This is a genomic window from Novosphingobium sp. PhB55 (assembly GCF_004368805.1).
Taxonomy (GTDB): domain Bacteria; phylum Pseudomonadota; class Alphaproteobacteria; order Sphingomonadales; family Sphingomonadaceae; genus Novosphingobium.
In genome coordinates, this window is record NZ_SODQ01000007.1 from 50,514 (window position 1) to 76,788 (window position 26,275).

The 26,275-nt window shown below is 65.7% G+C and carries 23 protein-coding genes and 1 tRNA gene; 13 read left to right on the top strand and 11 right to left on the bottom strand.

Annotated elements, in window-relative coordinates:
* Window position 1: 1 nt before the first annotated feature.
* A complete protein-coding gene (locus EDF57_RS17725; protein ID WP_134095227.1) occupies window positions 2–1,603 on the bottom strand; it encodes a DUF1963 domain-containing protein in 1,602 nt (533 codons plus the stop codon).
* Between the two features lie 244 nt (window positions 1,604–1,847).
* Between EDF57_RS17725 and EDF57_RS17730 the strand changes: the two genes are divergently transcribed.
* The 5 genes from EDF57_RS17730 to pnp all read left to right on the top strand — a co-directional run bounded on the left by EDF57_RS17730 (window position 1,848) and on the right by pnp (window position 7,074).
* Window positions 1,848–2,438, top strand: coding sequence for a thymidine kinase (locus EDF57_RS17730; RefSeq protein ID WP_132265080.1), 591 nt, complete (start codon window positions 1,848–1,850; stop codon window positions 2,436–2,438).
* Between the two features lie 128 nt (window positions 2,439–2,566).
* Window positions 2,567–3,253, top strand: a complete 687-nt coding sequence (locus EDF57_RS17735; protein ID WP_132265082.1) for a site-2 protease family protein — start codon at window positions 2,567–2,569, stop codon at window positions 3,251–3,253.
* Window positions 3,254–3,307: 54 nt separating this feature from the next.
* Window positions 3,308–4,240 (top strand): tRNA pseudouridine(55) synthase TruB, encoded by a 933-nt coding sequence (gene truB / locus EDF57_RS17740; protein ID WP_134095228.1) that lies wholly within the window; start codon window positions 3,308–3,310, stop codon window positions 4,238–4,240.
* A 6-nt stretch (window positions 4,241–4,246) separates the two neighbouring features.
* Window positions 4,247–4,516, top strand: a complete 270-nt coding sequence (gene rpsO, locus EDF57_RS17745) for a 30S ribosomal protein S15 (RefSeq protein WP_132265086.1) — start codon at window positions 4,247–4,249, stop codon at window positions 4,514–4,516.
* A gap of 230 nt (window positions 4,517–4,746) precedes the next feature.
* Complete coding sequence (gene pnp, locus EDF57_RS17750; protein WP_132265088.1) at window positions 4,747–7,074, top strand: polyribonucleotide nucleotidyltransferase; 2,328 nt, start codon at window positions 4,747–4,749, stop codon at window positions 7,072–7,074.
* 254 nt (window positions 7,075–7,328) lie between these two features.
* Here pnp and EDF57_RS17755 read toward each other — a convergent pair whose 3' ends face one another.
* The 3 genes from EDF57_RS17755 to EDF57_RS17765 all read right to left on the bottom strand — a co-directional run bounded on the left by EDF57_RS17755 (window position 7,329) and on the right by EDF57_RS17765 (window position 10,415).
* The gene (locus EDF57_RS17755; RefSeq protein WP_166675309.1) at window positions 7,329–8,570 is read right to left on the bottom strand and encodes a sensor domain-containing diguanylate cyclase; all 1,242 of its coding nucleotides are present in this window, start codon (window positions 8,568–8,570) and stop codon (window positions 7,329–7,331) included.
* A 283-nt stretch (window positions 8,571–8,853) separates the two neighbouring features.
* A tRNA-Cys gene (locus EDF57_RS17760) sits at window positions 8,854–8,927 on the bottom strand.
* 72 nt (window positions 8,928–8,999) lie between these two features.
* Window positions 9,000–10,415 (bottom strand): RNB domain-containing ribonuclease, encoded by a 1,416-nt coding sequence (locus EDF57_RS17765; protein ID WP_134095230.1) that lies wholly within the window; start codon window positions 10,413–10,415, stop codon window positions 9,000–9,002.
* Between the two features lie 148 nt (window positions 10,416–10,563).
* Between EDF57_RS17765 and EDF57_RS17770 the strand changes: the two genes are divergently transcribed.
* Window positions 10,564–11,100, top strand: a complete 537-nt coding sequence (locus EDF57_RS17770) for a molybdenum cofactor guanylyltransferase (protein ID WP_134095231.1) — start codon at window positions 10,564–10,566, stop codon at window positions 11,098–11,100.
* Window positions 11,101–11,127: 27 nt separating this feature from the next.
* Here EDF57_RS17770 and EDF57_RS17775 read toward each other — a convergent pair whose 3' ends face one another.
* Together EDF57_RS17775 and EDF57_RS17780 are read right to left on the bottom strand one after the other, a co-directional pair.
* Window positions 11,128–11,817 carry a winged helix-turn-helix domain-containing protein gene (locus EDF57_RS17775; RefSeq protein ID WP_243841132.1) on the bottom strand — a complete coding sequence of 230 codons (690 nt, stop codon included), beginning with the start codon at window positions 11,815–11,817 and terminating at the stop codon, window positions 11,128–11,130.
* 196 nt (window positions 11,818–12,013) lie between these two features.
* On the bottom strand, window positions 12,014–13,213 hold the full coding sequence (locus EDF57_RS17780) for an LL-diaminopimelate aminotransferase (protein ID WP_134095232.1): 1,200 nt from the start codon (window positions 13,211–13,213) through the stop codon (window positions 12,014–12,016).
* Window positions 13,214–13,441: 228 nt separating this feature from the next.
* On the opposite strand from EDF57_RS17780, the gene EDF57_RS17785 reads away from it, so the two are divergent.
* From EDF57_RS17785 to clpS, 3 genes are all read left to right on the top strand, one after another.
* The gene (locus EDF57_RS17785; protein WP_134095233.1) at window positions 13,442–15,346 is read left to right on the top strand and encodes an alpha/beta fold hydrolase; all 1,905 of its coding nucleotides are present in this window, start codon (window positions 13,442–13,444) and stop codon (window positions 15,344–15,346) included.
* Window positions 15,347–15,820: 474 nt separating this feature from the next.
* Window positions 15,821–16,918, top strand: coding sequence for a phasin family protein (locus tag EDF57_RS17790; protein ID WP_134095234.1), 1,098 nt, complete (start codon window positions 15,821–15,823; stop codon window positions 16,916–16,918).
* A gap of 206 nt (window positions 16,919–17,124) precedes the next feature.
* Window positions 17,125–17,541, top strand: coding sequence for an ATP-dependent Clp protease adapter ClpS (gene clpS / locus EDF57_RS17795; RefSeq protein WP_243841133.1), 417 nt, complete (start codon window positions 17,125–17,127; stop codon window positions 17,539–17,541).
* A 138-nt stretch (window positions 17,542–17,679) separates the two neighbouring features.
* Here clpS and EDF57_RS17800 read toward each other — a convergent pair whose 3' ends face one another.
* Window positions 17,680–18,246, bottom strand: coding sequence for a hypothetical protein (locus tag EDF57_RS17800; RefSeq protein WP_132265102.1), 567 nt, complete (start codon window positions 18,244–18,246; stop codon window positions 17,680–17,682).
* 296 nt (window positions 18,247–18,542) lie between these two features.
* On the opposite strand from EDF57_RS17800, the gene lptF reads away from it, so the two are divergent.
* On the top strand, window positions 18,543–19,769 hold the full coding sequence (gene lptF, locus EDF57_RS17805; protein ID WP_132265104.1) for an LPS export ABC transporter permease LptF: 1,227 nt from the start codon (window positions 18,543–18,545) through the stop codon (window positions 19,767–19,769).
* A 1-nt stretch (window position 19,770) separates the two neighbouring features.
* Complete coding sequence (lptG, locus tag EDF57_RS17810) at window positions 19,771–20,868, top strand: LPS export ABC transporter permease LptG (RefSeq protein ID WP_134095235.1); 1,098 nt, start codon at window positions 19,771–19,773, stop codon at window positions 20,866–20,868.
* Between the two features lie 93 nt (window positions 20,869–20,961).
* Here the strand turns inward: lptG and EDF57_RS17815 are convergent, their stop codons facing one another.
* Window positions 20,962–22,068, bottom strand: a complete 1,107-nt coding sequence (locus EDF57_RS17815; RefSeq protein WP_134095434.1) for a fatty acid desaturase — start codon at window positions 22,066–22,068, stop codon at window positions 20,962–20,964.
* Window positions 22,069–22,215: 147 nt separating this feature from the next.
* Between EDF57_RS17815 and EDF57_RS17820 the strand changes: the two genes are divergently transcribed.
* A complete protein-coding gene (locus EDF57_RS17820) occupies window positions 22,216–23,382 on the top strand; it encodes a GNAT family N-acetyltransferase (RefSeq protein ID WP_132265107.1) in 1,167 nt (388 codons plus the stop codon).
* A 101-nt stretch (window positions 23,383–23,483) separates the two neighbouring features.
* Here EDF57_RS17820 and EDF57_RS17825 read toward each other — a convergent pair whose 3' ends face one another.
* The gene (locus tag EDF57_RS17825) at window positions 23,484–23,822 is read right to left on the bottom strand and encodes a hypothetical protein (RefSeq protein ID WP_134095236.1); all 339 of its coding nucleotides are present in this window, start codon (window positions 23,820–23,822) and stop codon (window positions 23,484–23,486) included.
* The gene (lipB, locus tag EDF57_RS17830; RefSeq protein ID WP_132265110.1) at window positions 23,819–24,502 is read right to left on the bottom strand and encodes a lipoyl(octanoyl) transferase LipB; all 684 of its coding nucleotides are present in this window, start codon (window positions 24,500–24,502) and stop codon (window positions 23,819–23,821) included. Before lipB ends, EDF57_RS17825 begins: the two co-directional genes overlap by 4 nt.
* Window positions 24,503–24,607: 105 nt before the next feature.
* Here lipB and EDF57_RS17835 point away from each other — a divergent pair, with 105 nt between their 5' ends.
* Window positions 24,608–25,420, top strand: a complete 813-nt coding sequence (locus tag EDF57_RS17835; RefSeq protein ID WP_134095237.1) for a hypothetical protein — start codon at window positions 24,608–24,610, stop codon at window positions 25,418–25,420.
* Between the two features lie 147 nt (window positions 25,421–25,567).
* On the opposite strand, the gene EDF57_RS17840 is transcribed toward EDF57_RS17835, so the two are convergent.
* Window positions 25,568–26,200: a methyltransferase domain-containing protein gene (locus tag EDF57_RS17840; protein ID WP_132265114.1), complete on the bottom strand. Its 633-nt coding sequence runs from the start codon at window positions 26,198–26,200 to the stop codon at window positions 25,568–25,570.
* Window positions 26,201–26,275 lie beyond the last annotated feature (75 nt).

Genomic DNA, 26,275 nt, shown 5'->3' on the forward strand with positions numbered 1-26,275 from the left:
GTCAGCCGGGTTCGAACGTCAGCGAAACCCGGTCCCATCGGCGCCGCGCCAGATCGGGCGGGCTGATCCAGAACTGGTAGAGCCCCGAGGCTCTCGCCGTATCGCCTCCCGACTCTCCTCCCGATTCTCGCCAATGCCATCCCATCATGTCGTCGCTGGCGAGCTGCAGCAGCAGGATCTCGCCCCGATGGTCGTCGCGCGCCGCACGGTGGCAGCCGCCGGGGCCGAAGACTTCGTGCTGGTGGGCATTGGCGAGCCGGTAGCCGGCATTGATCCGCGCGAGTTCCGCATCGGACACTTGCGCCAGAGCTTCCGGCGGCCCTGAAACCATCGCCCGCAGCGAGAATGCGGAGAGTTCCGCCATCGTCGCCGGCGCGCGGTTCCGCACGAGGTCGGCGCAATCACGAGCCACATGGGCCAGGACATCCTGAAGCACGGCGAATTCGTCGTGGGTCAGCGGCGTCCAGGGATCCCGCTCGCTGGTGAAGCCGTCCATGGCCTGCGTGACTTGCGCGAGCGCGGCCTGCTGCTCACATGTGGCGTGGAGTTTCGCGTCCTCCCGGTCGAAGGCGCGCTGGGCGGCTTCCAGGCGCAGCGACGTCGTGCCCGGATCGGCGCCCAGCAGTTCGACATCCTCGCGCGCGTCGGCGGTCCTGTCGGTACGTCTGTCCACCAGACGCGAGGCTTCGTTCAGGGCGGCATGGAAACGCGCGGCCAGGTGGATCGCGCCATGCCACCAGACCCGCTCCACCGGCTCGCGCACGGTCAGCGGCCCGTCGCGCAAGGGATAGCGCATGGCGAGCCACTCGGTCATCGCCTGCTCGACGGCTTGCTCGTTGCCGAGTTCGTGCCGGTCGCGCAGCTCTTCGGGCAGCGGGACGGCAACGGCTTCCACCGGCCAGAAGGGGTAGAACGCGTCATCCGGGGCCTGGTCCGCCGCGGCCAGTGACAGGCCGCCCTCGCTGCCTGCGGGAGGATCGGTGAACTCGTGCGCTCCGGCCGGGACCGGCACGACGGCGCCGGTCCCAACGAAGAAAGCCAGGGAGCCGGACTTCGGCAGCGGCGTCTCCGGGCAGGCGGCGGCGATCTCGGCCAGGTCGATCTGCGCGGCGAAAGGCAGCGCCGCACCGCCGCTGCCGCGCGGCCAGGGAATGCCGGCCAGCTTCGGCAGGCCGCCGAACCAGCTGGCATCGCCGAACCAGTCCCGCGATCGCGACCGGGCCTTGCGGATCAGCACGACCGGGCGGGGCAGGGGCGTTTCGGGGGCGAACATGTCGGGTTCGCCCGTCGCCTGTTCGACGCTCAACGGGTCCGCGGTCAACGGCTCGGGCCGCCAGACCGGGCCGGGGAGCGCCTTGAGCGCCGGCGTTCGGGGCCAGAGCAGCAGAATCGGCGCGCAGAGCAGGGCGCCCAGCACCAGCGGGGCAGCGATGGCGCCGCCGCGTCCCAAAGCGGCGACCAGCGCCGCGGCGGCGCTATCGAACAGGGCGGCGGTCTGTCGGGAGGAGGCGGCGACGTGCGGGGCGAAGGGGGCATCGACGACATATCCGGCCGCCGCTCCGGCCAGCGCGATGATCACGACCAAGGCGATCCATCTCTTCATGCCCAACTCCCTGCCTAGAACTTCGGGCCTCTCGAACTTCGGGGCCTCTCTGACTTCGGGGCCTGTCTAACTTCGGGGCTGTCTAACTCCAGCTCAGCCTGTTTCCGGCCCTGCCGAGACTCCAGATGCCCGGACGCCGGTTTCGGCTGATGGGATTAGATAACGGCAGGGGCTTTCATTCAAGCGGGGACAATCGCGAGGGACGCCGTGCGGGCGGCCGAGGGGCATGTTATCCCCAACTCCGATGGCTAAACTCTATTTCTACTATGCCAGCATGAATGCCGGCAAATCGGCGACTTTGCTTCAGGCCAACTTCAACTATCACGAGCGCGGCATGCGCACGATGTTGTGGACTGCGGCGATAGACGACCGCAGCGAGTCCCGCGGCGGTGACCATGCGATCGAAAGCCGCATCGGCCTGCACGCATCGGCGCACCGTTTCCTGCCCGATACCGACCTCGTCTCGCAAGTGAGAGCGGCCCATTCGGTGGAGCCGCTGTCCTGCGTTCTGGTAGACGAAGCGCAGTTCCTCACCCCGGCGCAGGCCTGGCAATGCGCCCATGTTGCCGACCGGGAAAACATCCCCGTGCTCTGCTACGGCTTGCGCACCGATTTTCGTGGGGAGCTGTTTCCCGGGTCCGCTGTCCTGCTGGGCATTGCCGATGCCCTGATCGAGCTGAAGGCGGTGTGCCACTGCGGCCGCAAGGCGACGATGAACTTGCGTGTCGATGCCGCCGGAGCGGCGGTGCATGAAGGGGCGCAGACGGAAATCGGCGGGAACGATCGCTATGTCGCGCTCTGCCGCAAGCATTTCGGCGAAGCCATGGCCCGGTGATGCCGGGGCCCCGAATTGGCCGGGCGAGATGGCCTGCACAATGCCCTTGGGTGGATTTTCGTAGCGGCATCCGCCTCGCCCGGTCCTGATCCATTGCAGGCGGGGGCGCTCGCCCCTAGATCAGCGCCATGAACCAGACCCTGCTGCAGGCCGCGGCGCTCATCATCCCCCTCATCATCGCCATCGTCTTCCACGAGGTGGCGCACGGATGGACTGCTCTCGCGCTCGGCGATCCGACCGCGCAGGAGCAACGGCGGCTGTCGCTCAACCCGCTGCGGCACGTCGACCCCATGGGTACGATCGCGCTGCCGGGGTTTCTGGCGCTGACCGGGCTGCCGATCTTCGGTTGGGCCAAGCCGGTGCCGGTCAACCGCTGGCGGCTCAACGATCCGCGCCGGGGCATGATGGTGGTCGCCGCCGCCGGACCGGGCACCAACCTGGTGCTCGCCGCTGTCGGCGCTTTGCTGCTGGGGCTGCTGGTGCGCTTTGCCGGGAACGCCGAAGGCGCCGGACTGACCTTTGCGGCGATGAACCTCAACAACTTCATCACCATCAACGTCTTCCTGGCCCTGTTCAACTTGCTGCCGATCCCGCCGTTCGACGGATCGCACATCGTCGAGGGCCTGTTGCCGCGCGCCGCAGCGGCGCAATACGAGCGGTTCCGGCCTTACGGTTTCCCGCTGCTGATCGTGCTCCTGCTGGTGGTGCCCTACTTCTTCCCGCAATGGGGCGTGGTGCGGCGCCTGGTCCTGCCGCCGGTGATCTGGGCGACCGATCACTATTACGCGCTGGCGCAGTTCGTGGCCGGGGCCTGAGCACCCGGCCGTCCGGGCGTTGACAAACCGGCCTCGCGGGCCTTGGGGGATGCGATGAATTCCACCGTTCCTCCCCGCCCGGCCCCTCATGGCTGGATCGTCCTCGACAAGCCGCTCGGCCTTGGCTCCACCCAGGCCGTCGCCGCCGTGAAGCGCAACTTGCGCGAGGCGGGTTACGGCAAGAAAGTGAAGGTCGGGCATGGCGGCACGCTGGACCCACTGGCTACCGGTGTGCTGCCGATAGCGCTGGGCGAGGCGACCAAGCTGGCCGGACGCATGCTCGATGCCAGCAAGAGCTACCTCTTCACCGTGCGCTTCGGCTCGGAAACGGACACGCTCGACCTCGAAGGCAAAGTGATCGCGACCAGCGACGTGCGCCCGGACCAAGCCGAAGTCGAAGGCGTGCTGGCGCAGTTCACCGGCCCCATCGAGCAGGTGCCGCCGATCTATTCCGCCCTGAAAGTGGATGGCGAGCGCGCCTACGACCTCGCCCGCGCCGGGCAGGAGGTGGAGATGAAGACGCGCGCGGTCACCGTGTTCGAGCTGCGCCTGGACCGATTCGATGCGGAGGAAGGGGCAACCCTGCTCGCCCACGTCTCCAAGGGCACCTACATCCGTTCCCTGGCGCGGGACATCGCCAGGGCCCTTGGAACCTGCGGAACCGTGACCCTTTTGCGCCGCGTGAAGGCCGGCCCGTTCGACCTGTCCCAAGCGATTTCGCTGGACAAATTGAACGAAATCGGCAAGGGCGCGACGCTTGAACAGATACTCTTGCCACTGGAGGTGGGGCTGGACGACATCCCGGCCATCGACCTCGGTTCGGAGCAGGCAAGGGCGGTCCGACAGGGCCGCGTTCTGACCGAACTGCCCCACGATGACGGGCTCTACTGGGCGCGGGAGGGAACCATTCCCGTCGCGCTCGTGGAGCTTTTGAGCGGAGAAGTCCGCGTTGTCAGGGGGTTCAACCTATCGGATGTCGCGGAGTAAAGTACTATGTCGGTTACCGCTGAAAAGAAGCAGGACATCATTTCGGACAACGCACGCGTCGCTGGCGACACGGGCAGCCCGGAAGTTCAGGTCGCGATCCTCACCGAGCGTATCCGCAACCTGACCGAGCACTTCAAGGCTCACCACAAGGACAACCACTCGCGTCGCGGTCTGCTGGCCATGGTCAACAAGCGCCGCTCGCTGCTCGACTACCTTAAGAAGAAGGATGTCGCGCGGTACAACTCGCTGATCCAGAAGCTGGGTCTGCGTAAGTAAGAACTAACGGGAAGCGGCCCCTAGCGGGCCGCTTCTTGCATTAGAGCGTCTTCCAATCGGGTGGGATCACCTGATGACCCGGAAAACGCGGTAAAACAAAACCAAGGGTCCGTCCGCAATTCGGCGGCAGACCCAGGAGCCCCGAAACGGCTCCACACCGGACCGGGACGGCATACCCGGCAGTAAACCCCGCTGTTGCAATAGGGCCGGCGGGCTGAGGAAAACCTCTTATGTTCGACGTCAAAACCGTAAGCATGGAGTGGGGCGGCAAGACGCTCACTCTCGAAACCGGCCGCGTGGCCCGTCAGGCCGACGGCGCCGTCCTTGCCACCTACGGCGAAACGGTCGTGCTCTGCGCGGTGACCGCCGCCAAGTCGGTGAAGGAAGGCCAGGACTTCTTCCCGCTGACCGTACACTACCAGGAAAAGTTTTCGTCCGCAGGACGCATCCCGGGTGGCTTCTTCAAGCGTGAACGCGGCGCCACCGAAAAGGAAACGCTGACCAGCCGCCTGATCGATCGCCCGGTCCGCCCGCTGTTCCCCGAAGGTTTCTACAACGAAATCAACGTCATCTGCCAGGTCCTGAGCTATGACGGCGAAACCGAGGCCGACATCGTTGCGATGATCGCCGCTTCGGCCGCGCTCACCATCTCGGGCGTGCCCTTCATGGGCCCGATCGGCGCCTGCCGCGTCGGCTTCGTCGACGGCGAATACACGCTGAACCCGAAGCAGAACGCTGCTCTCGAAGACGGCCGCCTCGATCTCGTCGTCGCCGCCACCGGCAACGCCGTGATGATGGTGGAATCGGAAGCCAAGGAACTGACCGAGGAAGAGATGCTCGGCGCCGTCATGTTCGCGCATGACGAATGCCGCAAGGTCGTCAACCTCGTGATCGACCTGGCCGAGCAGGCCGCCAAGGAACCTTGGGAAATCGACCTGTCGGACAACACGGCCGACATCAAGGCGAAGCTCAAGAAGGCCGTCGGCAAGGACGTGACCGCTGCCTACAAGCTGACCGACAAGTCGGCCCGCTCGAACGCGCTGAACGCCGCCCGCGCCAAGGCCAAGGAAGCTTTCTCCGGCGAGACCCCGCAGCTTCAGATGGTCGCCATCAAGACCATGAAGAAGCTGGAAGCGGAAATCGTGCGCGGCGCCATCCTCAAGGACGGCAAGCGTATCGACGGCCGCAAGCTCGACCAGGTCCGCCCGATCGAATCGATGGTCGGCTTCCTGCCCCGTACCCACGGTTCGGCGCTGTTCACCCGCGGTGAAACGCAGGCGATCTGCACCACCACGCTGGGCACCAAGGACGCCGAACAGATGATCGACGGCCTCGAAGGCCTGTCGTACTCGTCGTTCATGCTGCACTACAACTTCCCGCCCTACTCGGTCGGCGAAGTGGGCCGCTTCGGCGCTCCGGGCCGCCGCGAGATCGGCCACGGCAAGCTGGCATGGCGCGCGCTGCACCCCGTGCTGCCCGCCAAGGAAGACTTCCCCTACACCATCCGCATCCTGTCGGACATCACCGAGTCGAACGGCTCGTCCTCGATGGCGACGATCTGCGGTGGCTGCCTTTCCATGATGGACGCGGGCGTTCCCGTGATCCGTCCGGTTTCGGGCATCGCCATGGGCCTGATCCTGGAAGGCGAAGACTTCGCCGTTCTCTCGGACATCCTGGGCGACGAGGATCACCTCGGCGACATGGACTTCAAGGTGGCTGGCACCGAACTCGGCATCACCACGATGCAGATGGACATCAAGATCGCCGGCATCACCAAGGAAATCATGGGCAAGGCGCTCGAGCAGGCCAAGGCCGGCCGCGCGCACATCCTGGGTGAAATGACCAAGGCCCTCGGTTCGGCTCGCACCGAACTCTCGGCCCACGCTCCGCGCATCGAGACGATCCAGATCGACAAGTCGAAGATCCGTGACGTCATCGGCACCGGCGGCAAGGTCATCCGCGAGATCGTCGCTGAAACCGGCGCCAAGGTCGACATCGACGATGAAGGCGTGATCAAGATCTCGTCGTCCGACATCGCCCAGATCGAGGCCGCCAAGAAGTGGATCCTCGGCATCGTCGAGGAAGCGGAAGTCGGCAAGATCTACGACGGCAAGGTCGTCAACATCGTGGACTTCGGCGCTTTCGTGAACTTCATGGGCGGCAAGGACGGTCTCGTCCACGTCTCCGAAATGAAGAACGAGCGTGTCGAAAAGCCGACCGACGTCGTCAAGGAAGGCCAGCTCGTCAAGGTCAAGGTCCTCGAGATCGACCCGCGCGGCAAGGTTCGCCTGTCGATGCGCGTCGTCGACCAGGAAACCGGCGCCGAGCTGGAAGACACCCGTCCGGCCCGCGAACCGCGCGAACCGCGCGGCGATCGTGGTCCCCGTGACGATCGTGGCGGCGACCGTCGCGGCCCGCGCCGTGATGGCGGCCGTGGCGGCAACGATCGTGGTCCGCGCGGCGAAGGCCGTGGCGATCGCGGTCCCCGCGGTCCGCGTGACGGCGGCAACGGCGGCGGCGATCCCGACCACCTGCCGGCCTTCCTCAAGGAAGACTGATCGGCTCGGGTCTCGCGACCTGAACGAAAAGAAGAAGGGGCCGCAGCGATGCGGCCCCTTTTTTCGTGCGGTCTATGATCCGGTGCGGGGGTGAGACGGCGGGCTGCCATGGATCGGCATGGCGCCTTCCTCGTTCTTGTAGGGCCTCGTTCCCGTCAGGCCTCGCCATGTGCAGGCGCGACGAAACCATCCCGCGCGGCCAGACGCGACGTCGGATGGCAATGACCGGAAGCTGGAAGGCTGTCCCGCTCGTCCTAGCGTCCGGCAGCGGTGAGCAGCGGCATGGCCTTGTCGTCGCTGCGGGCACGGCGCGGGGCGGTGACCACGCGGTTCTTGCCGGACTGTTTCGCGGCATAGAGCGCGCTGTCCGCCATCGCCACCACGTCGCCCGCGCCGGTCGCGGTCTCGGGCACCGTGGCGATGCCGAAGGAGGCGCTGACCGGGGTGCCGTGCGCAGCCGAGAGCGCTTCGATCCGCTGGCGCAGCAGTTCGGCCTTGGCCGCGGCATGGTCGAGGCTGCACTTGGGCATGATGACCAGAAGCTCCTCGCCGCCATAGCGCGCGATCACGTCGGAAGGGCGCAGGGTTTCCACCAGCTGGCCTGCCACATCGCACAGCACGGCATCGCCCTTGGCGTGGCCGTGATCGTCGTTGAGGCGCTTGAAGTTGTCGAGGTCGATCATCAGCACCGAGATCGGCGTGCCGGTGCGCTGGGCCAGATTGATGTAGCGCTCCAGCGCGTCTTCCATGTAGCGCCGGTTGTAGAGCCCGGTCAGCGGATCGCGCAGGGACTGGGTGCGCAGCTTCTCGCGCAGGGCGATGTTGGACAGGGCCAGCGACATCGAATCCGCCAGGGCGCGGACCACCCGGGTCACGTCCAGCAGTCTTGCCGAGGCATCTTCCGCCTCGCTGGCGATGACGAGCAAGCCGAACACCTGCCCGCGCGCCATCATCGGGACTTCGATGGTGGAAGCGCCGCCGATCGCGTGCTGGCAGCAGAGCGATCCTCCCAGCCTGTCGTTGACATGGGGCTTGCCGCGCTTGAGCGCCCAGCAGCTCCCCGGGAACAGCGTGGCGGGCGGCGCGAAACCATCCTTCCGGCTCCATGACCGCGCGAGGTCGAGCCGGTCGCGCGAATTGTTGAAGACATAGAGTGCACCGTCGAATTCCGGCAGCAGGCGTTCCGCGCTGGCCATCAGCACGGCACCGGCGTCCTCGTGGTCGTCTGCGGCCTGAAGCATGTCCGCCATGGCGAAGAGTTCTTCGACTTGCGCGCGGGCGGCGCCCGTCTGGGCAACCAGTGTGAGATGCCCGTCGAGTTCGGCCACCGCGCGGCGTCCGTAACGGATGCCGACGCCCAGCGTGAACAGCGCCGTTGCCGCTGCCATCCCCGCCAGGATGCGGGCGGTCGTGCCCTCTGCCAGAACGCTGGACACCGCGCAGACGGCGCAGCAGGCCTGAACGGCATGGACCGACAGACGCCGTGCTGCTGTCATCGCCTTGTTCGGCGAAAGTATACTATCGCGCTTCTGCATCCGCACCCTGCTTCGTCGAAACGCGCAAGCTAACGCGTGACGACTAAGGAAGCGTAACAAACACCATTAAGATGGCGTTATTGCCCATTAACTTGAAGTAATTACGTGGAAAAACCGGCAATGCGATCCGGTACGCCCCGGCAGCGTTCCCGCAACATGCGCAAGGACGCCCGCCTTGCCGCAGCAAGTGGTGAAAAGTGCGGGATCTGGGAAGATGCTGCGCCTGGATAACCAGGGAGCAAGATGGAGGCCCGAGCCGGAATCGAACCGGCGTGCAAGGATTTGCAGTCCTCTGCGTCACCACTCCGCCATCGGGCCATCCGTGTGGAGAACCGCGCCCCTAACAACGGATCGGGACTAGCGCAACGCCCATTTTCCGATCCGGCGAATTTAATCGACAAGTTCGAATGACAAGGCGCCCTCGGCCGGGTCGGCGCGGACGAGACGCAGGGTGACCGGGCTTCCGGGAAGCACATCGGTGGCGGGGGCAGGGGGGATGGAGATCGAGGCGATCACCGGCAGTTCGCAAAGCTGCACTTGCGCCTTCTTGTCCCGCACATCGGTGATCACGGCCGGGAAAGCGGTGCCTTCCTGGCCATGAAGCATGGTCGCTTCGGCCAGATCGATCACCGAGCGGTCGACCTGGGCATCGCGGGAAGCGGCCCGGGCCATGACGCGGGGGATCTCCGGGAAGGCGGAAAGCACCGCTTCGGGCACGGCCTCGCCCTGTGCAAGGGCCAGCACGGTGCGCAGGACGTAGCGGTCGGCCAGGCGGCGCAGCGGGGCCGTGGCATGGGCGTAGGGCGCGGCCACGGCGGCGTGCCATGGCAGTTCCGCCTGATCGGCCCTGGATGGGTCGTAAGGGCGATAGCTCGCGCCGGAGCCCGAGCGGCGGATCGCCAGCATGAATGCCGCTTCGGCGGGCCTGCGCGGATCGAGCCGCCGCTGGAACTGCGCGAGCGGCATGGTGGCCGGCCATTCCAGCCGCAGGGCCAGGGCCGTCGCCCGCAGGCGTTCCTCGGCCCTGGCATCGGGCATGGCCATGACGCGGAACAGCCCGGTCTGCGCGTTGAGCATGGTTTGCGCCACCGCGAGATTGGCGGCGAGCGACAGGGCGGCATTACGGCGTTCGGAGGGGAGCTGCGGACGGAAGCCGAGCGAGAAACGACCTGCCGCGTCCCGTTCCACGACCTGCTCGGGCGGATCGACGCGCTGGGCGCCGCGGCGGTCCTCGGCCCGCTCGATCCGGCGGGCGATCTCCAGGAAGCCGTCCGGAAGATCCTCGTCCCTGACCGTCTCGTAGGCGAGCTTGGCCTGGCTGCGGATCACGGCGCGCTCCACGCCGTCGAGGCGCGAGAGGCCCGCCGGGTCGATGCGGACACTGAGAACGACCGCGGGGCGATCGACGTTCGGCAGCAGGCTGGCGCCGCCTTCCGACAGGACGGGCGGATAGAGGCTGGCCTTGCCGCCTGGCAGATAGCTCGTCGTCCCCCGGCGCCAGGCTTCCTTGTCCAGCGGATCGTCGTCGGCCACGAACCAGGCGACATCGGCAATGGCATAGTGCAGCAGCCAGTCCGCTCCGCTCGCCTCGATGGTGAACGCCTGGTCGAGATCGGTCGAGCTTGCGGGGTCGAGCGTCAGGAAGGGCAAGGCAGTGCGGTCGGCATGGCGCTCCGGCGGGCGCCTGACGGCCTTCTCGGCGGCATCGAGCACTTCGGGCGGAAAGGCTTCGGGGATGGCGAAGCGGGTGCGCAGACGGGCGAGGCCCTGGTCCAGCAGGCGATCGGGATCGACAAGCGTCTTCATCGGGCGGATTGGAGGGCAGGTCGCCGCGAATTGCAAGCGGCGCGGCCCTCCGCCATCATCCCCGCGAAACGACCGCTTGCCTGAGGGTAGCGGAACGCGTCCAGGCGAGGATCGTTAGTCATTCCCGATTGTTCGAAAAGGTCACAGCATGATTCTCGGAGCCGTTCTTGCCGGTGGACTGTCCAGCCGGTTCGGAAGCGACAAGGCCCTGGCCGAATTCGGCGGGCATACGTTGATTTCGCTGGCGGTGGACGCGCTCTCGGGCTGGTCCGAGAAAGTTGTGGTGGTCGGGCGGGAAACCGCGCCGGCGCCCACCCTTCCCGACTGGCCGCGGCCGGGCATGGGGCCGCTGGGCGGATTGGCGGCCGCGCTGCATGCCGCCCTCGACGAAGGCTATGACACGGTGCTGACTTGCGGCGTCGATGCGGTGCTGCTGCCGGATGACCTGCCGGGCCTGCTGGGACCGGCACCGGCCTGTCTGGCGCAGCAGCCGGTGATCGGTATCTGGCCCAGTTCGGCCGCGACGGCGCTGGAGGCGCTCCTCCACAGCGATGAGAGCCATTCGGTGCGCCGCTTCGCCGAAAGCCTGGGCGCGCGTCTGGTGGAGATCCCGGCGCTGGTCGCCAATGTGAACACCCCCGGCGATCTGGCCGCGCTCGCGGGCAGGCACCCGGCCCGCGACTAGCGGAACCGGGGCCGGTTCGGGGAGGGGCTAGTGCGCCAGAGAGGCGTTACGGCCATCCCCCGGGCGGGGGGCCGAGGAGTCGGCGGTGAGCAGGGTACGGTCCGCCAGCGGCACGTCGTCCGGCATGTGGAGGCGATAGCCGCCGGTGGGCGAGGTCTCGATGATCCCGGCAAGCCCCACGAAGGCCAGCTTGCGGCGCAGGCGCGACATATGAACAGCCACGCTGTTGGTTTCGGGCACAAAGCCCATCCGCCAGACATCGTAGATGAGCGCCTGCTTGCTGACGAACTGATCGATGGAATCCGCCAGGCGCCAGATCAGCGCGAATTCGCGCGGATTGAGATTGAGCGGCTTGCCATCGCCGAACGCCTCGCGCGAAAGCAGGTCCAGCGTCAGGCGTCCGACGCGGCGGGTGCGGGGCAGCCAGTCGGTGAACTGCGCGAGGCGACTGGCGCGTGCACCGAGTTCCTCGATCCCGATCCGCTCGGTAACGACGTCTCCGAATCCGATCTGCAGCAGCGACGTGCGATCCTGCGCCTCGCCCACGCCGGCCACCAGGACGCAGCGCCGCGCTTCTGACGGCAGGAAGGACAGGACCTGCATCCACCCCACGCTGTCGAGATCGGCAGCGTCGATCAGGCCGACGCAGTTCGTGGCCGGCACGCCTTCCGGATCGAGGATCCAGCCGCAGCGTTGCAGGTCAAGCCGTTCGGACATCTTCTCGGGTGCCAGCCATCGAAACCGTGGTGCGTGGCACTCGCTCTTTCCCAGATAGGTCATTCCCCCCCCAATCTGTTTCGCCAGTGGTGAAAACATGGCCTATATACTGGGACATCCCCCCTAGGGGACAACACCTAAATTCTTACACCCCGGCTATGAAATGTCTGTAATAGCCCGCCTGCAAGCCTGAATTTTACCCCGCAGGCGTATTCACGCCCTTGGAAACGAGGAAGCGCTTGATGTTACGGGCGGCCTGACGAAGGCGCTGTTCGTTCTCCACCATGGCGATGCGCACGTAGCCTTCGCCGTCCTCGCCGTAGCCCACGCCCGGTGCCACCGCGACTTCGGCTTCGGTCAGCAGCTGCTTCGAGAATTCCAGGCTGCCCATTTCCTTCAGCGCCGGCGGCAGAGGCGCCCAGGCGAACATCGAGGCCTTGGGGCTGGGAATGTCCCAACCGGCGCGGCCGAAGGCTTCCACCATCACGTCGCGGCGCTTCTGATAGAGCGCGCGGTTCTTCTCGACGATGTCCTGCGGGCCGTTGAGCGCAGCACAGGCCGCGGCCTGGATCGGCGTGAAGGCGCCGTAGTCGAGGTAGGACTTCACGCGCTTCAGCGCCGCGATCAGCTTGGCATTGCCCACCGCGAAGCCGACGCGCCAGCCGGCCATCGAGAACGTCTTCGACATCGAGGTGAATTCCACCGCCACATCCTTGGCGCCCGGCACTTCGAGGATCGAGCGCGTGGGGTTGCCGTCGAAATAGAGTTCCGAATAGGCCAGGTCGGACAGGATCCAGACCTTGTTCTCCTTCGCCCAGGCGACGAGGCGCTCGTAGAAGGCCAGGTCCACCGTCTCGGCCGTGGGGTTCGAGGGGTAGTTGACGATCAGGATCGAGGGGCGCGGCACCGTGAAGGCCATCGCGCGGTCCAGCGATTCCCAATAGCGTTCGTCCGGCGTGGTCGGCACCGAGCGGATCGTCGCGCCGGCGATGATGAAGCCGAAGGTGTGGATCGGGTAGCTGGGGTTGGGCGCCAGCACCACATCGCCCGGCGCGGTGATCGCGGTGGCGAGGCTGGCAAGCCCTTCCTTCGAACCCATGGTCATCACCACTTCGGTCTCGGGATCGAGATCGACGTTGAAGCGGCGGCCGTAGTAGTTGGCCTGGGCGCGGCGGATGCCGGGAATGCCGGAGGAGGCCGAATAGCCGTGGGCGTCTTCCTTGCGGGCCACTTCGCACAGCTTGTCGATGACGTGTGCGGGCGGCGGCAGGTCGGGATTGCCCATACCGAGGTCGATGATGTCCCTACCCGCCTGGCGTGCCGCATGACGCATCGCGTTGACTTCGGCGATAACGTAGGGCGGCAGTCGCTTGATGCGGTAGAACTCGTCTTCCATGACCTCTGTGAATCCATAAAACACGCGGCGAAAGTGCCGCGCGGGTTCCTGTAGGGGAATAAAGCCCGAGCGCAAATGGCCGATGCGCAATTGTGAGAGGCGCGCGCGGTGGAATGCGCAACTTTTGTCTGGTTGGCGATTGCCCGGGCAGTCGATAGGAACGAGGCATTAGGAAAAGGGAGCGGGGATTCGTCCGGCTCCTCTACACGCAGCGGAGTTGCACTGCCCATGGCGACCGATGCCACCGAACTGTTCACCGAAATGTTCCGCAACCAGTCCCAGCAGGCCATGGGCCAGACCATGGAGCGGATCACGGGCCTGTTCGGCCAGTTCGTTCCCGGGAAAGGGTCTCCCGAGGCGGAAAGCGCGGTGCAATGGGCGCAGATCGCCAGCCGGATGCACACGATCTGGACCGAGTATCAGGTCGAGCAACTCGGCAAGACCCAGGAGAGCCCGCCGCACTATGCCGATCCGATGAAATGGATCGCCACGGGCGAAGGGGTCATGCGGCAATTGCCTTTCGCCAGTCCCGAAGTGCAGCAGCGGCTGTGGAACGGGATTTCCGCCCTGATCAACACGGTGCTGGGGCAGTATGGCCTGGGCCCCCAGGCCGGCCTGCAGGCCGCTGCCGGCGATCCTTCCGAGGCCGGACCGCAGCTGCCGCTGCGCGACCGCCGCTTCGCCGATCCCGAGTGGCGCCGTCAGCCGTTCTTCGCGGTGCTGCATCAGGTCTATCTGCTGCTCTCGGCCGAGATCATGGGCCTGGCCGAAGCGACCGAGGGGCTGGAACCCGCGAAGAAAGCGCAGCTTCTGTTCGCCACGCGCGCCATCGTCGATGCGCTAAGTCCGGCGAATTTCCCGCTCACCAACCCGGTGGCGCTGGAAGCGGCGAACCGCACCCGCGGGGAAAGCCTGGTCCGCGGCTTCGAGAACCTGCTCGACGACATGCGCAAGGGCCAGCTCACGCACACCCGCCCCGGCGCCTTCGTGCTGGGCGAGAACATCGCCGTGACGCCGGGCAAGGTGGTGTTCGAAACGCCGCTCTATCAGCTCATCCAGTACACGCCGACCACCGACAAGGTGCTGGCCACGCCGCTGCTCATCTTCCCGCCCTGGATCAACCGTTTCTACATCCTCGACCTCAACGCCAAGAAGAGCTTCGTGCGCTGGGCCGTGGAGCAGGGGCTGACGGTGTTCATGGTCTCGTGGAAGTCCGCCGATGCCTCCATGGCCGACATCGTGTGGGACGATTACATCGCCGCGCAGATCGAGGCGATCGACGCGGTTCGTGCGCGGCTGAACGTGCCTTCCGTGCATACCATCGGCTACTGCGTCGCGGGAACGACGCTGGCGGCCACGCTCGCCGTGCTCGCGCGCAAGGGCGAGGCGGACAAAGTCGCCAGCTCCACCTTCTTCACGGCCCAGGTCGATTTCGAGGAAGCCGGAGACCTCAAGAACTTCGTCGACGACCAGCAGATCGAGACGCTCGGCAAGCTCTCTCCCGAGGGTTATCTCGACGGGCGCTACCTCGCGGCGACGTTCAACGTCCTGCGCGGCAACGACCTGATCTGGAGCTACGTCGAGAAGAACTACCTCAAGGGCGAGGACTATCCGGCCTTCGACCTGCTCCACTGGAACGGCGACGTCACCAACCTGCCTGCGCACTGGCATCGCGCCTACTTGCGCGATCTCTACCGCGACAACCGGCTGGTCGTGGCGGATTCCATGCACGCTTGCGGCGTGCCGATCGACCTGCACCGGATCGCCACGCCGGTCTACATCCAGGCCGGGCGCGAAGATCACATCGCGCCGCCGCAGAGTGTGTGGAAGCTCACGCATTATCTGGCCGGGCCATGGACGTTCCTGCTGGCCGGTTCCGGGCACATTGCCGGCGTCGTCAACCCGCCCAGCTCGAACAAGTATCAGTACTGGGTCAACGACGCCCGGCCCGACAGTCTCGATGCTTTCGTGGACGGTGCCCAGGAGCATGCGGGAAGCTGGTGGCCGCATTGGGCGGAATGGATCCGCAAGCTCGACGCTGCCGAAGTGGCGGCGCGGGGCAAGCGGCGGCCCGGCGGCCGCGGCGACAAGGTGATCGAGGACGCCCCCGGCCGCTACGTCGCCATGCGTTGAACCCGGCAATACTTGCGCCGAAAATCTGTCTCCGGATCGGTGGTTTCCAAACGGCCGATCCGGACATGACGCCGGCCATGGAGGGCCTGTGTCCGCAGCCGGTGCGAGGCGCCGGTGATTTCGCGACTGCCGCAAGAAGGGCAGGCGCCTTCAGGTTTTTCCGTATTTTCCGGAACTTCCGCAAGCGCTAAGGCGTTGGGGGAAATGGGCGCTACCTCTTTCGGGAAGGATGGCCGTCACGGCGCGCAAGCCTTGGTTTGCGGCAGGAGGAGCGCTTGCTCGCTTATGTTGCAGTGCAACATAAGCCCGTTGACTTCGCTTTTGCAAACCCATATTGTGCATCGCAGCAAAGACGAATTCCGAATCGCAGACGGGTGGGGATGAACTGAACGCGGAACGACAACGTCCGCTCGTCCCCCTGCCCAGCCTGCGATCCGCCCGAGACACGATTGCCAGCAGAAAGCAGGAAGTCACATGGCCGGCCAGGAAGAAACGAAGGACGAAGCGCTCGCTGAAAAGGCCTATGAGGCTGCAGCGGCGAAAACCCCGGTTGCACCCCTCAAGGCTGCCGACGCGAAGGCGGACGACGCGGCTGAAAAGGCCTCCGATTCCAAGCCCGCCGTCGCTGCGGCCAAGCCGCTTCCCGGCCTGCCGCAGCCTGTGAAGGCTTCGGCGCCGGCTGCCCCGGCTCCCCTATCCAAGCCGGCCCCGATTTCCACGCCGACGGCCAAGCCGGCTGCCGGCAAGTCGATCAAGCCCAAGGTCGCTCAGTCGGCGATCAAGCCGGCGATCAAGTCAGCTCCGGCCGCCAAGGCTCCGGAGGTCAAGGCGCCCGTGGTCAAGACCGCCGCGCCCAAGGCCGCCGCACCGAAGGCCAGCGTAGCCAAGGCGCCTGTCCCGGCCGCCAAGCCGCCGGTGATGGCCAAGCCCGCTCCGGCTGCGAAGGCAGCCAAGCCGGTGCCGGCCAAGAAAGTTGTTCCAGCTTCTTCCGTCTCGGCCAAGGCTGCCACGGCGAAGCCGGTCATCGATGTTGCCACGCCTGCCGCGGCAGCCATGAAGGCGGCAGAAAAGATCGCCGACCCGAAGACGAATACGTTTGCAGGACTGTTTAATCCCTTCATCCTCGAGGAAAAAACGATGGACATTAGCGCTAACTTCGCCGGTTTCCAGGGTGCCGTGACCGAAGCCCAGGCCAAGGCCAAGGCCGCTTTCGAAAAGAGCTCGGTTGCATTCGGCGAAGCCGGCGATTTCGCCAAGGGCAACGTGGAAGCGGTTCTCGAATCGGGCAAGATCCTTGCCGAGGGCCTTCAGGGCTTCGGTTCGGAAATGGTGACCGAAGGCCGTACCGCCTTCGAAACCTTCACCGGTGACATCAAGGAACTCGCAGCGGCCAAGTCGCCGACCGACTTCTTCAAGCTCCAGGGCGACATCATGCGCAAGAACTTCGACAGCGCTGTCGCTTACGGTTCGAAGAACAGCGAAGCCGCTCTCAAGCTCTTCAGCGACACGATGGCGCCGATTTCCGGCCGCGTCAGCGTTGCTGTCGAGAAGGCCCGTCACGTCGCGGCCTGAGCCGCACCGGACGGTCCTGACGGACTTTCCTGACGTCTAGCAGACGGCCGGGTGGATCTCCCACCCGGCCGTTTTGCCGTGGCCGGGACCTGTTGCGTCCTCAAAACTACCCCCGATCTGGACAGGGCATCTTGTTTCCAGGCGCTGCAATACGATATTCTGTCATCATGCTATCTCTCGCTGCCGATTCCAGACTGCCCCGTCCCATGCTCGCTCGAAGCGCATATCCGTGCCTGTCGCAGGCTCCGGATGCTTCCATCCGTGCGGCTGACGACCAGGATTCCGACGATGGGGGCAATAATGGCAACGACGGCGGAACCGATGGCGACGACCAGCTCGGGGTCGCCACCAAGACCCGTGCCAAGCCCAAGAAGCCCAGCCAGTTCAAGGTGCTGATGCTCAACGACGACTATACGCCGATGGAGTTCGTCGTTCTCGTGCTCAAGCGCTTCTTCCATATGGATCTGGAGCAGGCGACGCGCGTGATGCTGCACGTCCACCAGAAGGGCGTCGGCGTCTGCGGGATTTTCCCTTATGAAATCGCGGAAACCAAGGTGAACCAGGTGATGGACTTCGCCCGGCAGAACCAGCACCCGCTGCAGTGCACGCTCGAAAAGGCCTGAACGCTAGCAGATGATCGAGGCTGCCATCGCGGCCCGCACTGCCAAAGGCCTGGACCCGAGCCTCGGCCAATGCGCGATCTCCAGATCGCACCAGGCCCATAGGGTCGAACTCGATGGCAGCGGCCGTGAATTCGCGCCTCAGCGCTGAATTTCAGGCTCTTTCGCCCGCTCGTCTTTCCCGTTCACGGCCTCGCCAAGCCGGATGGCTTGCGCGATGGCTTGCAGCTGTGCGGAAACCAGCGCCGCGGCGATGGAATGGGCGGTCGCTTCGGTCCTGATGCCCAGTTGAGGCACCGTCACACTTGCCCAGTCATGCAAGGGGCTGAGAGTCTCGACCTCATAAGTGACGCCGCGCGGCAGCAGAGTGACCGCGGCGCGTCCGCAAATCCCGTCGTTCAGCAATTGCGTGGCCCGCTCTTCGCGCGCCTGCCAGCAGCAGGCATCGATCGCGCGACCCCAGCGGCCAAGGACCAGCAGTGCCTCGCGCACGATCCTGGGGGCTTCGCCGCGCGTGGCGGCGCGGGCGCGACGGGCGAAGCTCAGCAATTCCCGTTCGAGCAGCGGATCTGCGAAATCGGCGATATTCCGGCAGGCAGCCAGCAGCGCCTGCGCATCAGGTTCTTCCAAGAGGGCAATCTTCTTCGAGGGAGCCAGGGTTTTCGGGGGGCCGAGGCTTCTTTCGGGGGGAGGGTCCGGCGCCCGCATTCGGTGTTCGCGCCATGTGACCGTCTTTCGCCATGCAGGACGCGGCGCCGGGAAGGCAATGGGTGCACGGCGCATGTAACTGTGACATAGGGTGAAACGGCGGCGGTCCCTCAGCCTGGGCCTCCGGTCATTCCCGCACCTTTCGGCGCGGCCCGGCTCCGGCTGGTCGTTTTGCCGGGGATGACTTTCGCGCAAGGTGGAACCCGGCAAGACAATTCGCTTTGCCCCTAGGCGCCAAGCCGTTAAGGGCTTGTGGAGCACGGTTTTATGACGACGCCCCCGGTGAACCTTTCAGCGTGAAATTCCTCAGCGCCATCGATCGCTACATCTTTCGCCTCGTGCTGATGCCGATGCTCGGCATCTTCGTGCTCGCGGCATCCCTGCTCGTGCTCGACAAGATGCTGCGGCTCTTCGACTTCGTGGCTACGGAGGGCGGGCCGATCGGCGTCGTCTTCAAGATGCTGGCCAATCTCCTGCCGGAATACGCCAGCCTGGCGATTCCGCTGGGCCTGATGCTGGGAATCCTGCTCGCCTTCCGCAAGCTGGCCACCTCCAGCGAGCTGGACGTCATGCGCGCCGTGGGGCTCAGCTACACGCGGCTCCTGCGCGTGCCTTATATCCTGGCGATCCTGCTGGCGGGGCTGAATTTCGCGATCGTCGGCTATCTCCAGCCGCTGGCGCGCTACTATTACGAGGAACTCAACTACGAGCTGAAATCGGGTGCGCTCGGCGCCTCGATCAAGGTCGGGGAGTTCACCTCGCTCAAGGACCGCATCGCCCTGCGCGTGGACGAAAGCCGCGACAACGGCCGCAGTCTGATCGGCATTTTCGCGCGCGTCGCAAACGAGAAGGGGCAGGTGCTGTCCATTTCCGCGCGGCAGGGGCAGTTCCTTGCGCTCAAGGGCGCGCCGGACACGATCATCCTGCGACTCGACCAGGGCCAGATCATCCAGGACATGCCGGGCAAGCAGCCCCGCGTGTTGTCCTTCACGCGGCATGACCTGCCCATCGAGCTTCCGCAGATCGAGAAGTTCCGCAAGCGCGGCGGCACCGAGCGCGAATATCTGCTGCCCGAACTCGCGAACCTGGGCTGGAACAAGAACCTGCCCAAGGAAGAGCGCATTTCGAGCCAGGCGAATTTCAATTACCGCATGGTCGAAGTCATCATGATGCTGCTGCTGCCGCTGATGGCGGTGGCGCTGGCGATCCCGCCCAAGCGGTCGACTTCGGCGCTGGGCCTGTTCGTCTCGATCGTCATGGTCGTCGCCTATCACAAGGTGAACCAGTACGCGGCCGACGTGGCCTCGCTCGGCAAGATGAACCCGATTCTCGGCCTGTGGGGACCTTTCTTCGTCTTCGCCGCGCTGATTCTCTGGATGTACTGGCGCGTCGCCTACGTTCCGGGCGGTCAGGCAATCGGCTGGCTGGAGAAGGGCGCAGAGATCGTCGTGAAGCGTTTCAAGTCGCTGCTCAAGCGCAGCAAGCGCGGGCCGCTCCTGCCCGAACCGGCGGACCCTTCCTGAGATGCAGTTCGAATTCTTCCCTTCGCGCACGCTGACCTGGTATCTCGCGCGGCTGTTCATCACGCGCATCCTGGCGGTGTTGCTGATGCTGGTCCTCGTGCTCCAGATGCTCGATCTGCTGGGCGAAAGCGGCGACATCCTCGCCTATTCCGGCAATGGCCAGGAGCAGCTGCTCTACTACGTGACCTTGCGCGTGCCGCAGCTGATCGCGCGGTTCCTGCCCTATTCGGTGCTGCTGGCGACGATCATCACTCTCGCCACGCTGAACCAGAACAGCGAAGTCATCTCGATGAAGGCCGCGGGGCTTTCGGCGCATCAGGTGCTGGCGCCGCTGATCCTGACGGCGCTGGCGATCTCGCTGGCCAGCCTGGCCTTCAACGAGCGTGTCGTCACCCGGTCCACCGCCACCCTCAATGCCTGGCAGGCGGTGAAATACGGGCCGATCCCCAAGGACCCCGGCGTCAAGGCCAACCTCTACCTGGCGGACGGTCGGGACCTGCTGTTGGCCTCCAGCCTGGAGGGCCAGAACGACCGCATGGTGCTACGCGGGGTGACCTATTACCGCCGCGATGCCAACGGGATCATCGTCGAGCAACTGCGGACCGACCGCGCGGCCTTCGCCAATCCGGGCTGGCGCTTCGAGAATGCCACCCGATTCGACGTGGCGACCACGAGCACCACCAAGCTGGTATCCGCCACGGTCGCTCCCGGGATCACGCCGGCGAAGATCATGATCTCGAACGTCGATGCCGATTCGGAGAACCTGTTCCAGCTTTCATCCTCGATCGAGGCGATGAAAGTGGCTGGGCGGCGTACCAGCGAACTGGAGGCGGCATGGTGGCACAAGCTCTCCGGGCCGTTCTCCTCGATGCTGATGCCGCTGCTGGGCGCGGTTGCGGCCTTCGGCCTGGCGCGTTCAGGCCAGCTTCTGATTCGCGCCGTGATCGGCATGGCGCTGGGCTTCGCCTACTTCGTGCTCGACAATGCGGCGCTGGCGATGGGCAATTTCGGCGGTTATCCGCCGCTGGTCGCGGCCTGGGCGCCTTTCGTGCTCTTCGCCCTCATCGGCGAGACGGTGCTGATCCGCACCGAGGAATAGACCTCGGGATCCGCGATCCGCTCTTCCGGACAAACGAAAAAGGGCCCGCGTTTCCGCGGGCCCTTTTTCGTTGTCGAATTGTCGTGGGCGCCGTCAGCGGCTCCGCATGGTGCTTTCGATCAGGCGGCCGACCAGCGGCAGGAGGCCGGGGTAGTTGGCCTTGGCATATGTCGAATCGGTGCCGAGATGCCGGGCAAGGCGGCGGTGAGCCTCTGCCAGCGAGTGATAGGGCACTGAGGGCAGCAGGTGGTGCAGCGCGTGGTAGCGCAGGCCCACGGGGGCCCAAAGCTCCGAGAAGCGGGCCGGCGGGGGCACGTTCACCGAATCGAGGTACTGCGCCGTCACCGTCATGGCGTCGCCGTCGTTCTCCCAGAGGTGAGCGACGAGGGTGCGGACCTGGTTGAGGAAGGCGGTGAGCGAAACCACGCAGAGCGCGATCAGCAGGGGCCGCCAGCCATAGGCATAGCTCGCCGCGAGCACCGAGATCGCCCAGACCGAGCAGCCCAGTTCCTGCCAGAACACCATGCGGGCGAAAGCGCCTTCGGGCGGACGGCGGCTGAACTGGGGGTTGATGGCCAGCGCCGAGGCGCGGCCCCATACGAGCTTGCGCAGCGGCGGGATCACGGCGCCGAGCGGTATCAGCACGGCCGAGCGAATCAGCAGGGCCACCGGCAGCAGGATCGCGGTGAGCGCGAAGACCGGCAGGCTCCATGGCTTCATGAGCGCCAGGGGCAGGTATTCCGGGTCTTCCACCGTGCCGTAGCGGGTGCGGGTGTGGTGGATCGTGTGAACCCCCTCATACATCAGCGAAGGGATCAGCATGGGAATGCCGACCAGCACGTTCCAGGCGAAGCGGAAGCCGGGCAGGGCGTCGCGGTGGATATGGGTCAGTTCGTGGATGAACAGCAGCGCGCGATAGAGCGCCAGGGCCGAAAGCAGGCCGAAAGCCACGCTGGCCCAGACGCCGTCGACGAGAATCGCGGCCGCCAGCGCGGCATAGCCGACCGCGGCCGAGGCCAGCATGTCCGGCCAATAGATTTCCGGACGGGCGTGCGAGATGTCGCGCGTCAGTTCCACCGCGGCGCGCAGCATCGCCTTGTCGTCGGGAATGTCCGACGAACGCGGGCGAGCCGCTTCTCTGGCGAAAGCGGCCGGACGGGTCGCCGAGGGCGACAGATCGATGGCTTCCTGGGCAGTCATACTCTTCAAGTCCAAAGTCCCCGGGCATAAACGGCCCGCTGCGTGTGTTGTGGGCGGCCCTGCCACGCGGTCCGGCTTGACAAGGTGCCGGGACCGACCGCAGGTCGCGATCCAGCAATTCCCATAAAGCGGAACAAAGGCAGGATCGTGGCCAAAGCCGAACTAGTCATCACACCCGTGTCCAGCAAGGCCGACAGGAGCGCCTTTGTCGATTACGCTTATCGGCACAATGCGTCAGATCAAAACTGGGTGCCGAACTTGCGCTCGGAAGAGATCTCCAAGTTCACCCCGGGCAAGAATCCCTTCTGGGACCATGCCCGCGGCCAGCTTTTCCTCGCCAAGCGGGGCGATCTCATCGTCGGGCGCATATCGGCCCACATCGATGAACTGGCGCTGAAACAGCCGGCGGAGCAGGGCATGGGTCCCGGCACCGGCAACTGGGGCGCGATCGAGGCCGAGGACGAAGACGTCGCCAGGGCCCTTATCGCCGCGGCCGAACAGTGGCTTCGCGAAGAAGGCATGACCCGCGTCCTGGCGCCGATGAACCTTTCGGTCTGGGAAGAGCCGGGCCTGCAGGTCAGCGGATTCGACCATGCGCCGATGGTGATGATGGCGCACCACGATTCGGCCTATCAGCCGTGGATCGAGGGTGCCGGATACGACCGGGTGAAGACGCTCTACACCTACGATATCGACGTGCGGAAGGAATATCCGCCGCTGATCCAGCGCATCATTTCCTCGGGCGAGAAGAACGCCAAGATCCGCATCCGCGAGGTCGATCCCAAGCGGTTCGACGAGGAAGCGGCGCTGATCTGCGACATCCTCAACGATGCCTGGTCGGACAACTGGGGCTTCGTGCCCTTCACCGACCGCGAGATCGAATATACCGGCAAGGCCCTGAAGCCGCTGGTCCATCCCGAACTGATCCGCATCGCCGAATATGAAGGTGAGCCGGTGGCCTTCATGATGACCTGGCCGGACCTCAACCAGGCGCAGAAGCGTTTCAACGGACCGAAGGGCAAGCCGTCGATCCTGGGACTGATTCGCCTGCTGCTCTGGCTGCGCAAGCCCAAACCGGCCGACATGCGCGTGCCGCTGATGGGCGTGCGCAAGAAGCTGCAGTCCTCGCGTCTCGCCAGCCAGCTGGCTTTCATGATGATCGAATATATCCGCCGTGCGGCCGTCAGCAAGTTCGGCGCCAGGCGCGGCGAGATCGGCTGGGTGCTGGAGGACAACCAGGGCATGGTGGCCATTGCCGGCGCCATCGACAGCAAGATGAACCGCGAATACGCGATCTACGAAAAGGCGCTCTGAGCGGCGCGAGCGGCGCGAGCGGCGCGAGCGGCCCCGGGGGGGGGTGTTCGGGCGGGAGCGATCCGGGCCGCGACTTCGGTCGCGCCCGGATCCTGCCCCGGTCAGGGTTGCGGGGAAGGCTGCGCGGCTGCGGCCTCGACATCCGCTGCGGCCGCCGCGGCGGCATCGGCAGCGGTGTCTTCCGGCAGTGCCGCCTCGCTGGCACTGCTGCTGGTCGCGGACCGGCCGCTGCGCGTTTCGGCCACCGGCGCTGCCATCGGCGATTGCGAGCGGACCGTATCGTACGGCAGCATGTCGTCACTCACCGAGCGCGGCAGGATCTTCGCGCCGGTAGCCGCATTCTGGGCCGGAGCCTCTTCCTTCTTGCAGGCGCCGAGCGACAGGCAGGCGGAAGCGGCGAGCAGCAGGGTCAGCCTGGTGGCGTGGCGGGCCGGGGTCATGCGGGCTTCTCCGGGGGGCAGGGGCGGTCGAGCGCCGCAAGAAAGGCAGGGGCGCGGGCGATCAGCGCCTCGTCCCAGGTTTCGAATTCGACCTGGCGGCCAAGGCGGGCGAGGCTGGTGACGCCGAATTCCTCGATCCCGCAAGGTACGATGCCGGTGAAATGCGCGAGGTCCGGCCGGATGTTCACGGCGAATCCGTGCATCGTCACCCATTTGCGGATGCGCACGCCGATGGCGCCGATCTTCGCTTCGCGGCCGTCGACATCCTGGGTCCAGATGCCGATGCGGCCTTCGCTGCGGAAGCTGTCGACACCGAAATCCTGGAGCGTGTCGATCACCCAGCCTTCGAGGCCATGGACGAAGCCGCGCGCATCGCGTGCCCGCTTGCGCAAGTCCAGCAGGACATAGGCAACGCGCTGGCCCGGCCCATGGTACGTGTAGCGCCCGCCGCGTCCGGCCTCCACCACTTCGAAGCGGGGATCCAGCAATTCGCCGGCCACCGCGCTGGTGCCGGCGGTATAGACGGGGGGATGTTCGAGGAGCCAGATCAGTTCGCGCGCCTCTCCGGCGGCGATGGCAGCATTGCGCTCGGTCATTTCCTCGAGCGCGGCGCGGTAGGGCACCGGTTCGGCGCTGACGCGCAGTTCGATATCACCCGGAAGCGTGGAGGGAACAGTCATGCCGCGTTGCGTGGCGTCATTCCCTGCGGTTATCAAGTCACTTTGAGGGTCGTCTTTCACTTCGGCTCTCACTTGGCCCCTCATTTGGCGGCATCAGGAGCAGTTATGAAGTTCGACAGCAACAGGGCCTGGAGCCAGGCGTCCCAGGCGGTCTCCGCGAACAGGGAGGTTGTCCTGGCGCTGGCGGGGGTGTTCTTCCTGCTGCCGCAGCTGGTTTTTGCGATCTTCTTTCCGCAGCCGGACATGGGCACCGGCATGAACGAGCAGCAGGTCATGGCGGCGGTGAAAAGCTATTACAGCTCGATCCTGCCGATCATGATTCCCATCGCCCTGCTTCAGGCGCTGGGCACATTGTCGCTGCTCTGCCTGCTGGACACCGACCGGCGGCCCACCGTGGGGGAAGCCATCCGGGCGGGCGTGAAGGGGCTGGTGCCCTATCTGGTCGCGCAGATCGTGATCGGCCTGGCGCTGGGGCTGTTCGCCCTGGTCGTCGCCGGAGGCCTCGGCGCGGCGGGCGGCGCGATCGGCGCCACCATCGGCCTCTTCCTCGCGCTGGTGCTGGGTCTCGTCATCTTCGTGCGCTTTTCGGTGACGGCGCCGGTCGTGGCCGTGGAGAAGACGCTCAACCCGATCTTTGCCCTGGGCCGGTCGTGGACTCTCACCAAGGGCAATACGGCGCGGCTCCTGGGCTTCTATGCGTTGCTGATGCTGGCGATGATCGTGCTGATGATCTTCGGCAATATCCTGACCCTGCCGGTCACGCTGCTGGCCCCCGGAGAAGTGGTGCGGGTGGTTGCGGCCATTGTCGAATCGATCATGGCGACGATCATGGCGCTCTATTTCGTGGCGGTTGTGGCGCAGGTCCATCGCCAGCTGGCGGGCAGGGGCGAGGAAAGCCCGGCGCGGCCTTTCGAATAGGATCGCCAAGCGAATCGCGCCGGGTCTGGGGCCATCCGGCCCTGGCGCGTTCGGACTCCCGGCGGATCGGGGTGCACAACGAAAAAGGCCGGCGCTGGGCGCCGGCCTTTTTCATACAGGGAGACGTGAGAAGGCGTCAGCGCCTGCTCAATCCTCGTCCTTCCAGCCCCAGAACAGGAAGCAGGGCGGAACGTTGATCGGCTCCATGCCGTTGTCGATCCGCTTGAAGTGGCGCGCCATGAATTCGCGCGCCTTGGGCGTGAACTGGTAGACCAGGAACGCGCCGCCCTTGCGAATGACGCGGTAGGTGGCGGAAGCGATCGCCGGGCCGACGCCGTCGGGCAGCGTCGAGAACGGGAGGCCGGACAGGACATAGTCCGCCTTGTCGTGGCCATGGGCACGCACGATGTCCTCGACATCGGCCGCCGAGCCGAGCACCGCGATGAAGCGGCTGTCGGTGATGGTGCGGCGCAGATAGTCGATGAACAGCGGGTTGGTGTCGATCACGATCAGCTGGCCGTCGCGACCCAGGCGGTCGAGCACCGGGCGGCAGAACGTGCCGACTCCGGGGCCGTATTCGACGAAGAGCTTGCAATTGGCCCAGTCCACCGGGCCAAGCATGCGATTGATCGTGAAGCGCGAGGACGGAACGATCGAACCGACCATCACGGGATTGCGCAGGAAGCCTTCGATGAACACGCCCCAGGGTCCAAGGCTATGTTTGATCTTCCGCTTGATCCGCTGGGGCAGCGCCTCTCGGGCAAGCTCGGTACTGGTCATGCTGGAGGAAGCTCTCGCTTTTGTTGTCGTCCGGCGAAGGGCGATTCGGTGACAGATCGAGGCCGACAATGCAAG

Excerpts from the sequence above, each read along its gene's own strand:
- EDF57_RS17730 (WP_132265080.1), top strand. The coding sequence starts at position 1,848 with ATGGCTAAACTCTATTTCTACTATGCCAGCATGAATGCCGGCAAATCG.
- EDF57_RS17725 (WP_134095227.1), bottom strand. The coding sequence starts at position 1,603 with ATGAAGAGATGGATCGCCTTGGTCGTGATCATCGCGCTGGCCGGAGCG.
- EDF57_RS17835 (WP_134095237.1), top strand. The coding sequence starts at position 24,608 with ATGAAGTTCGACAGCAACAGGGCCTGGAGCCAGGCGTCCCAGGCGGTC.
- EDF57_RS17840 (WP_132265114.1), bottom strand. The coding sequence starts at position 26,200 with ATGACCAGTACCGAGCTTGCCCGAGAGGCGCTGCCCCAGCGGATCAAG.
- EDF57_RS17815 (WP_134095434.1), bottom strand. The coding sequence starts at position 22,068 with ATGACTGCCCAGGAAGCCATCGATCTGTCGCCCTCGGCGACCCGTCCG.
- EDF57_RS17755 (WP_166675309.1), bottom strand. The coding sequence starts at position 8,570 with ATGACAGCAGCACGGCGTCTGTCGGTCCATGCCGTTCAGGCCTGCTGC.
- EDF57_RS17770 (WP_134095231.1), top strand. The coding sequence starts at position 10,564 with ATGATTCTCGGAGCCGTTCTTGCCGGTGGACTGTCCAGCCGGTTCGGA.
- EDF57_RS17800 (WP_132265102.1), bottom strand. The coding sequence starts at position 18,246 with ATGCGGGCGCCGGACCCTCCCCCCGAAAGAAGCCTCGGCCCCCCGAAA.
- pnp (WP_132265088.1), top strand. The coding sequence starts at position 4,747 with ATGTTCGACGTCAAAACCGTAAGCATGGAGTGGGGCGGCAAGACGCTC.
- lptG (WP_134095235.1), top strand. The coding sequence starts at position 19,771 with ATGCAGTTCGAATTCTTCCCTTCGCGCACGCTGACCTGGTATCTCGCG.
- EDF57_RS17775 (WP_243841132.1), bottom strand. The coding sequence starts at position 11,817 with ATGTCCGAACGGCTTGACCTGCAACGCTGCGGCTGGATCCTCGATCCG.
- EDF57_RS17735 (WP_132265082.1), top strand. The coding sequence starts at position 2,567 with ATGAACCAGACCCTGCTGCAGGCCGCGGCGCTCATCATCCCCCTCATC.
- EDF57_RS17780 (WP_134095232.1), bottom strand. The coding sequence starts at position 13,213 with ATGGAAGACGAGTTCTACCGCATCAAGCGACTGCCGCCCTACGTTATC.
- lipB (WP_132265110.1), bottom strand. The coding sequence starts at position 24,502 with ATGACTGTTCCCTCCACGCTTCCGGGTGATATCGAACTGCGCGTCAGC.
- clpS (WP_243841133.1), top strand. The coding sequence starts at position 17,125 with ATGCTCGCTCGAAGCGCATATCCGTGCCTGTCGCAGGCTCCGGATGCT.
- EDF57_RS17765 (WP_134095230.1), bottom strand. The coding sequence starts at position 10,415 with ATGAAGACGCTTGTCGATCCCGATCGCCTGCTGGACCAGGGCCTCGCC.
- EDF57_RS17785 (WP_134095233.1), top strand. The coding sequence starts at position 13,442 with ATGGCGACCGATGCCACCGAACTGTTCACCGAAATGTTCCGCAACCAG.
- EDF57_RS17825 (WP_134095236.1), bottom strand. The coding sequence starts at position 23,822 with ATGACCCCGGCCCGCCACGCCACCAGGCTGACCCTGCTGCTCGCCGCT.
- EDF57_RS17790 (WP_134095234.1), top strand. The coding sequence starts at position 15,821 with ATGGCCGGCCAGGAAGAAACGAAGGACGAAGCGCTCGCTGAAAAGGCC.
- rpsO (WP_132265086.1), top strand. The coding sequence starts at position 4,247 with ATGTCGGTTACCGCTGAAAAGAAGCAGGACATCATTTCGGACAACGCA.
- truB (WP_134095228.1), top strand. The coding sequence starts at position 3,308 with ATGAATTCCACCGTTCCTCCCCGCCCGGCCCCTCATGGCTGGATCGTC.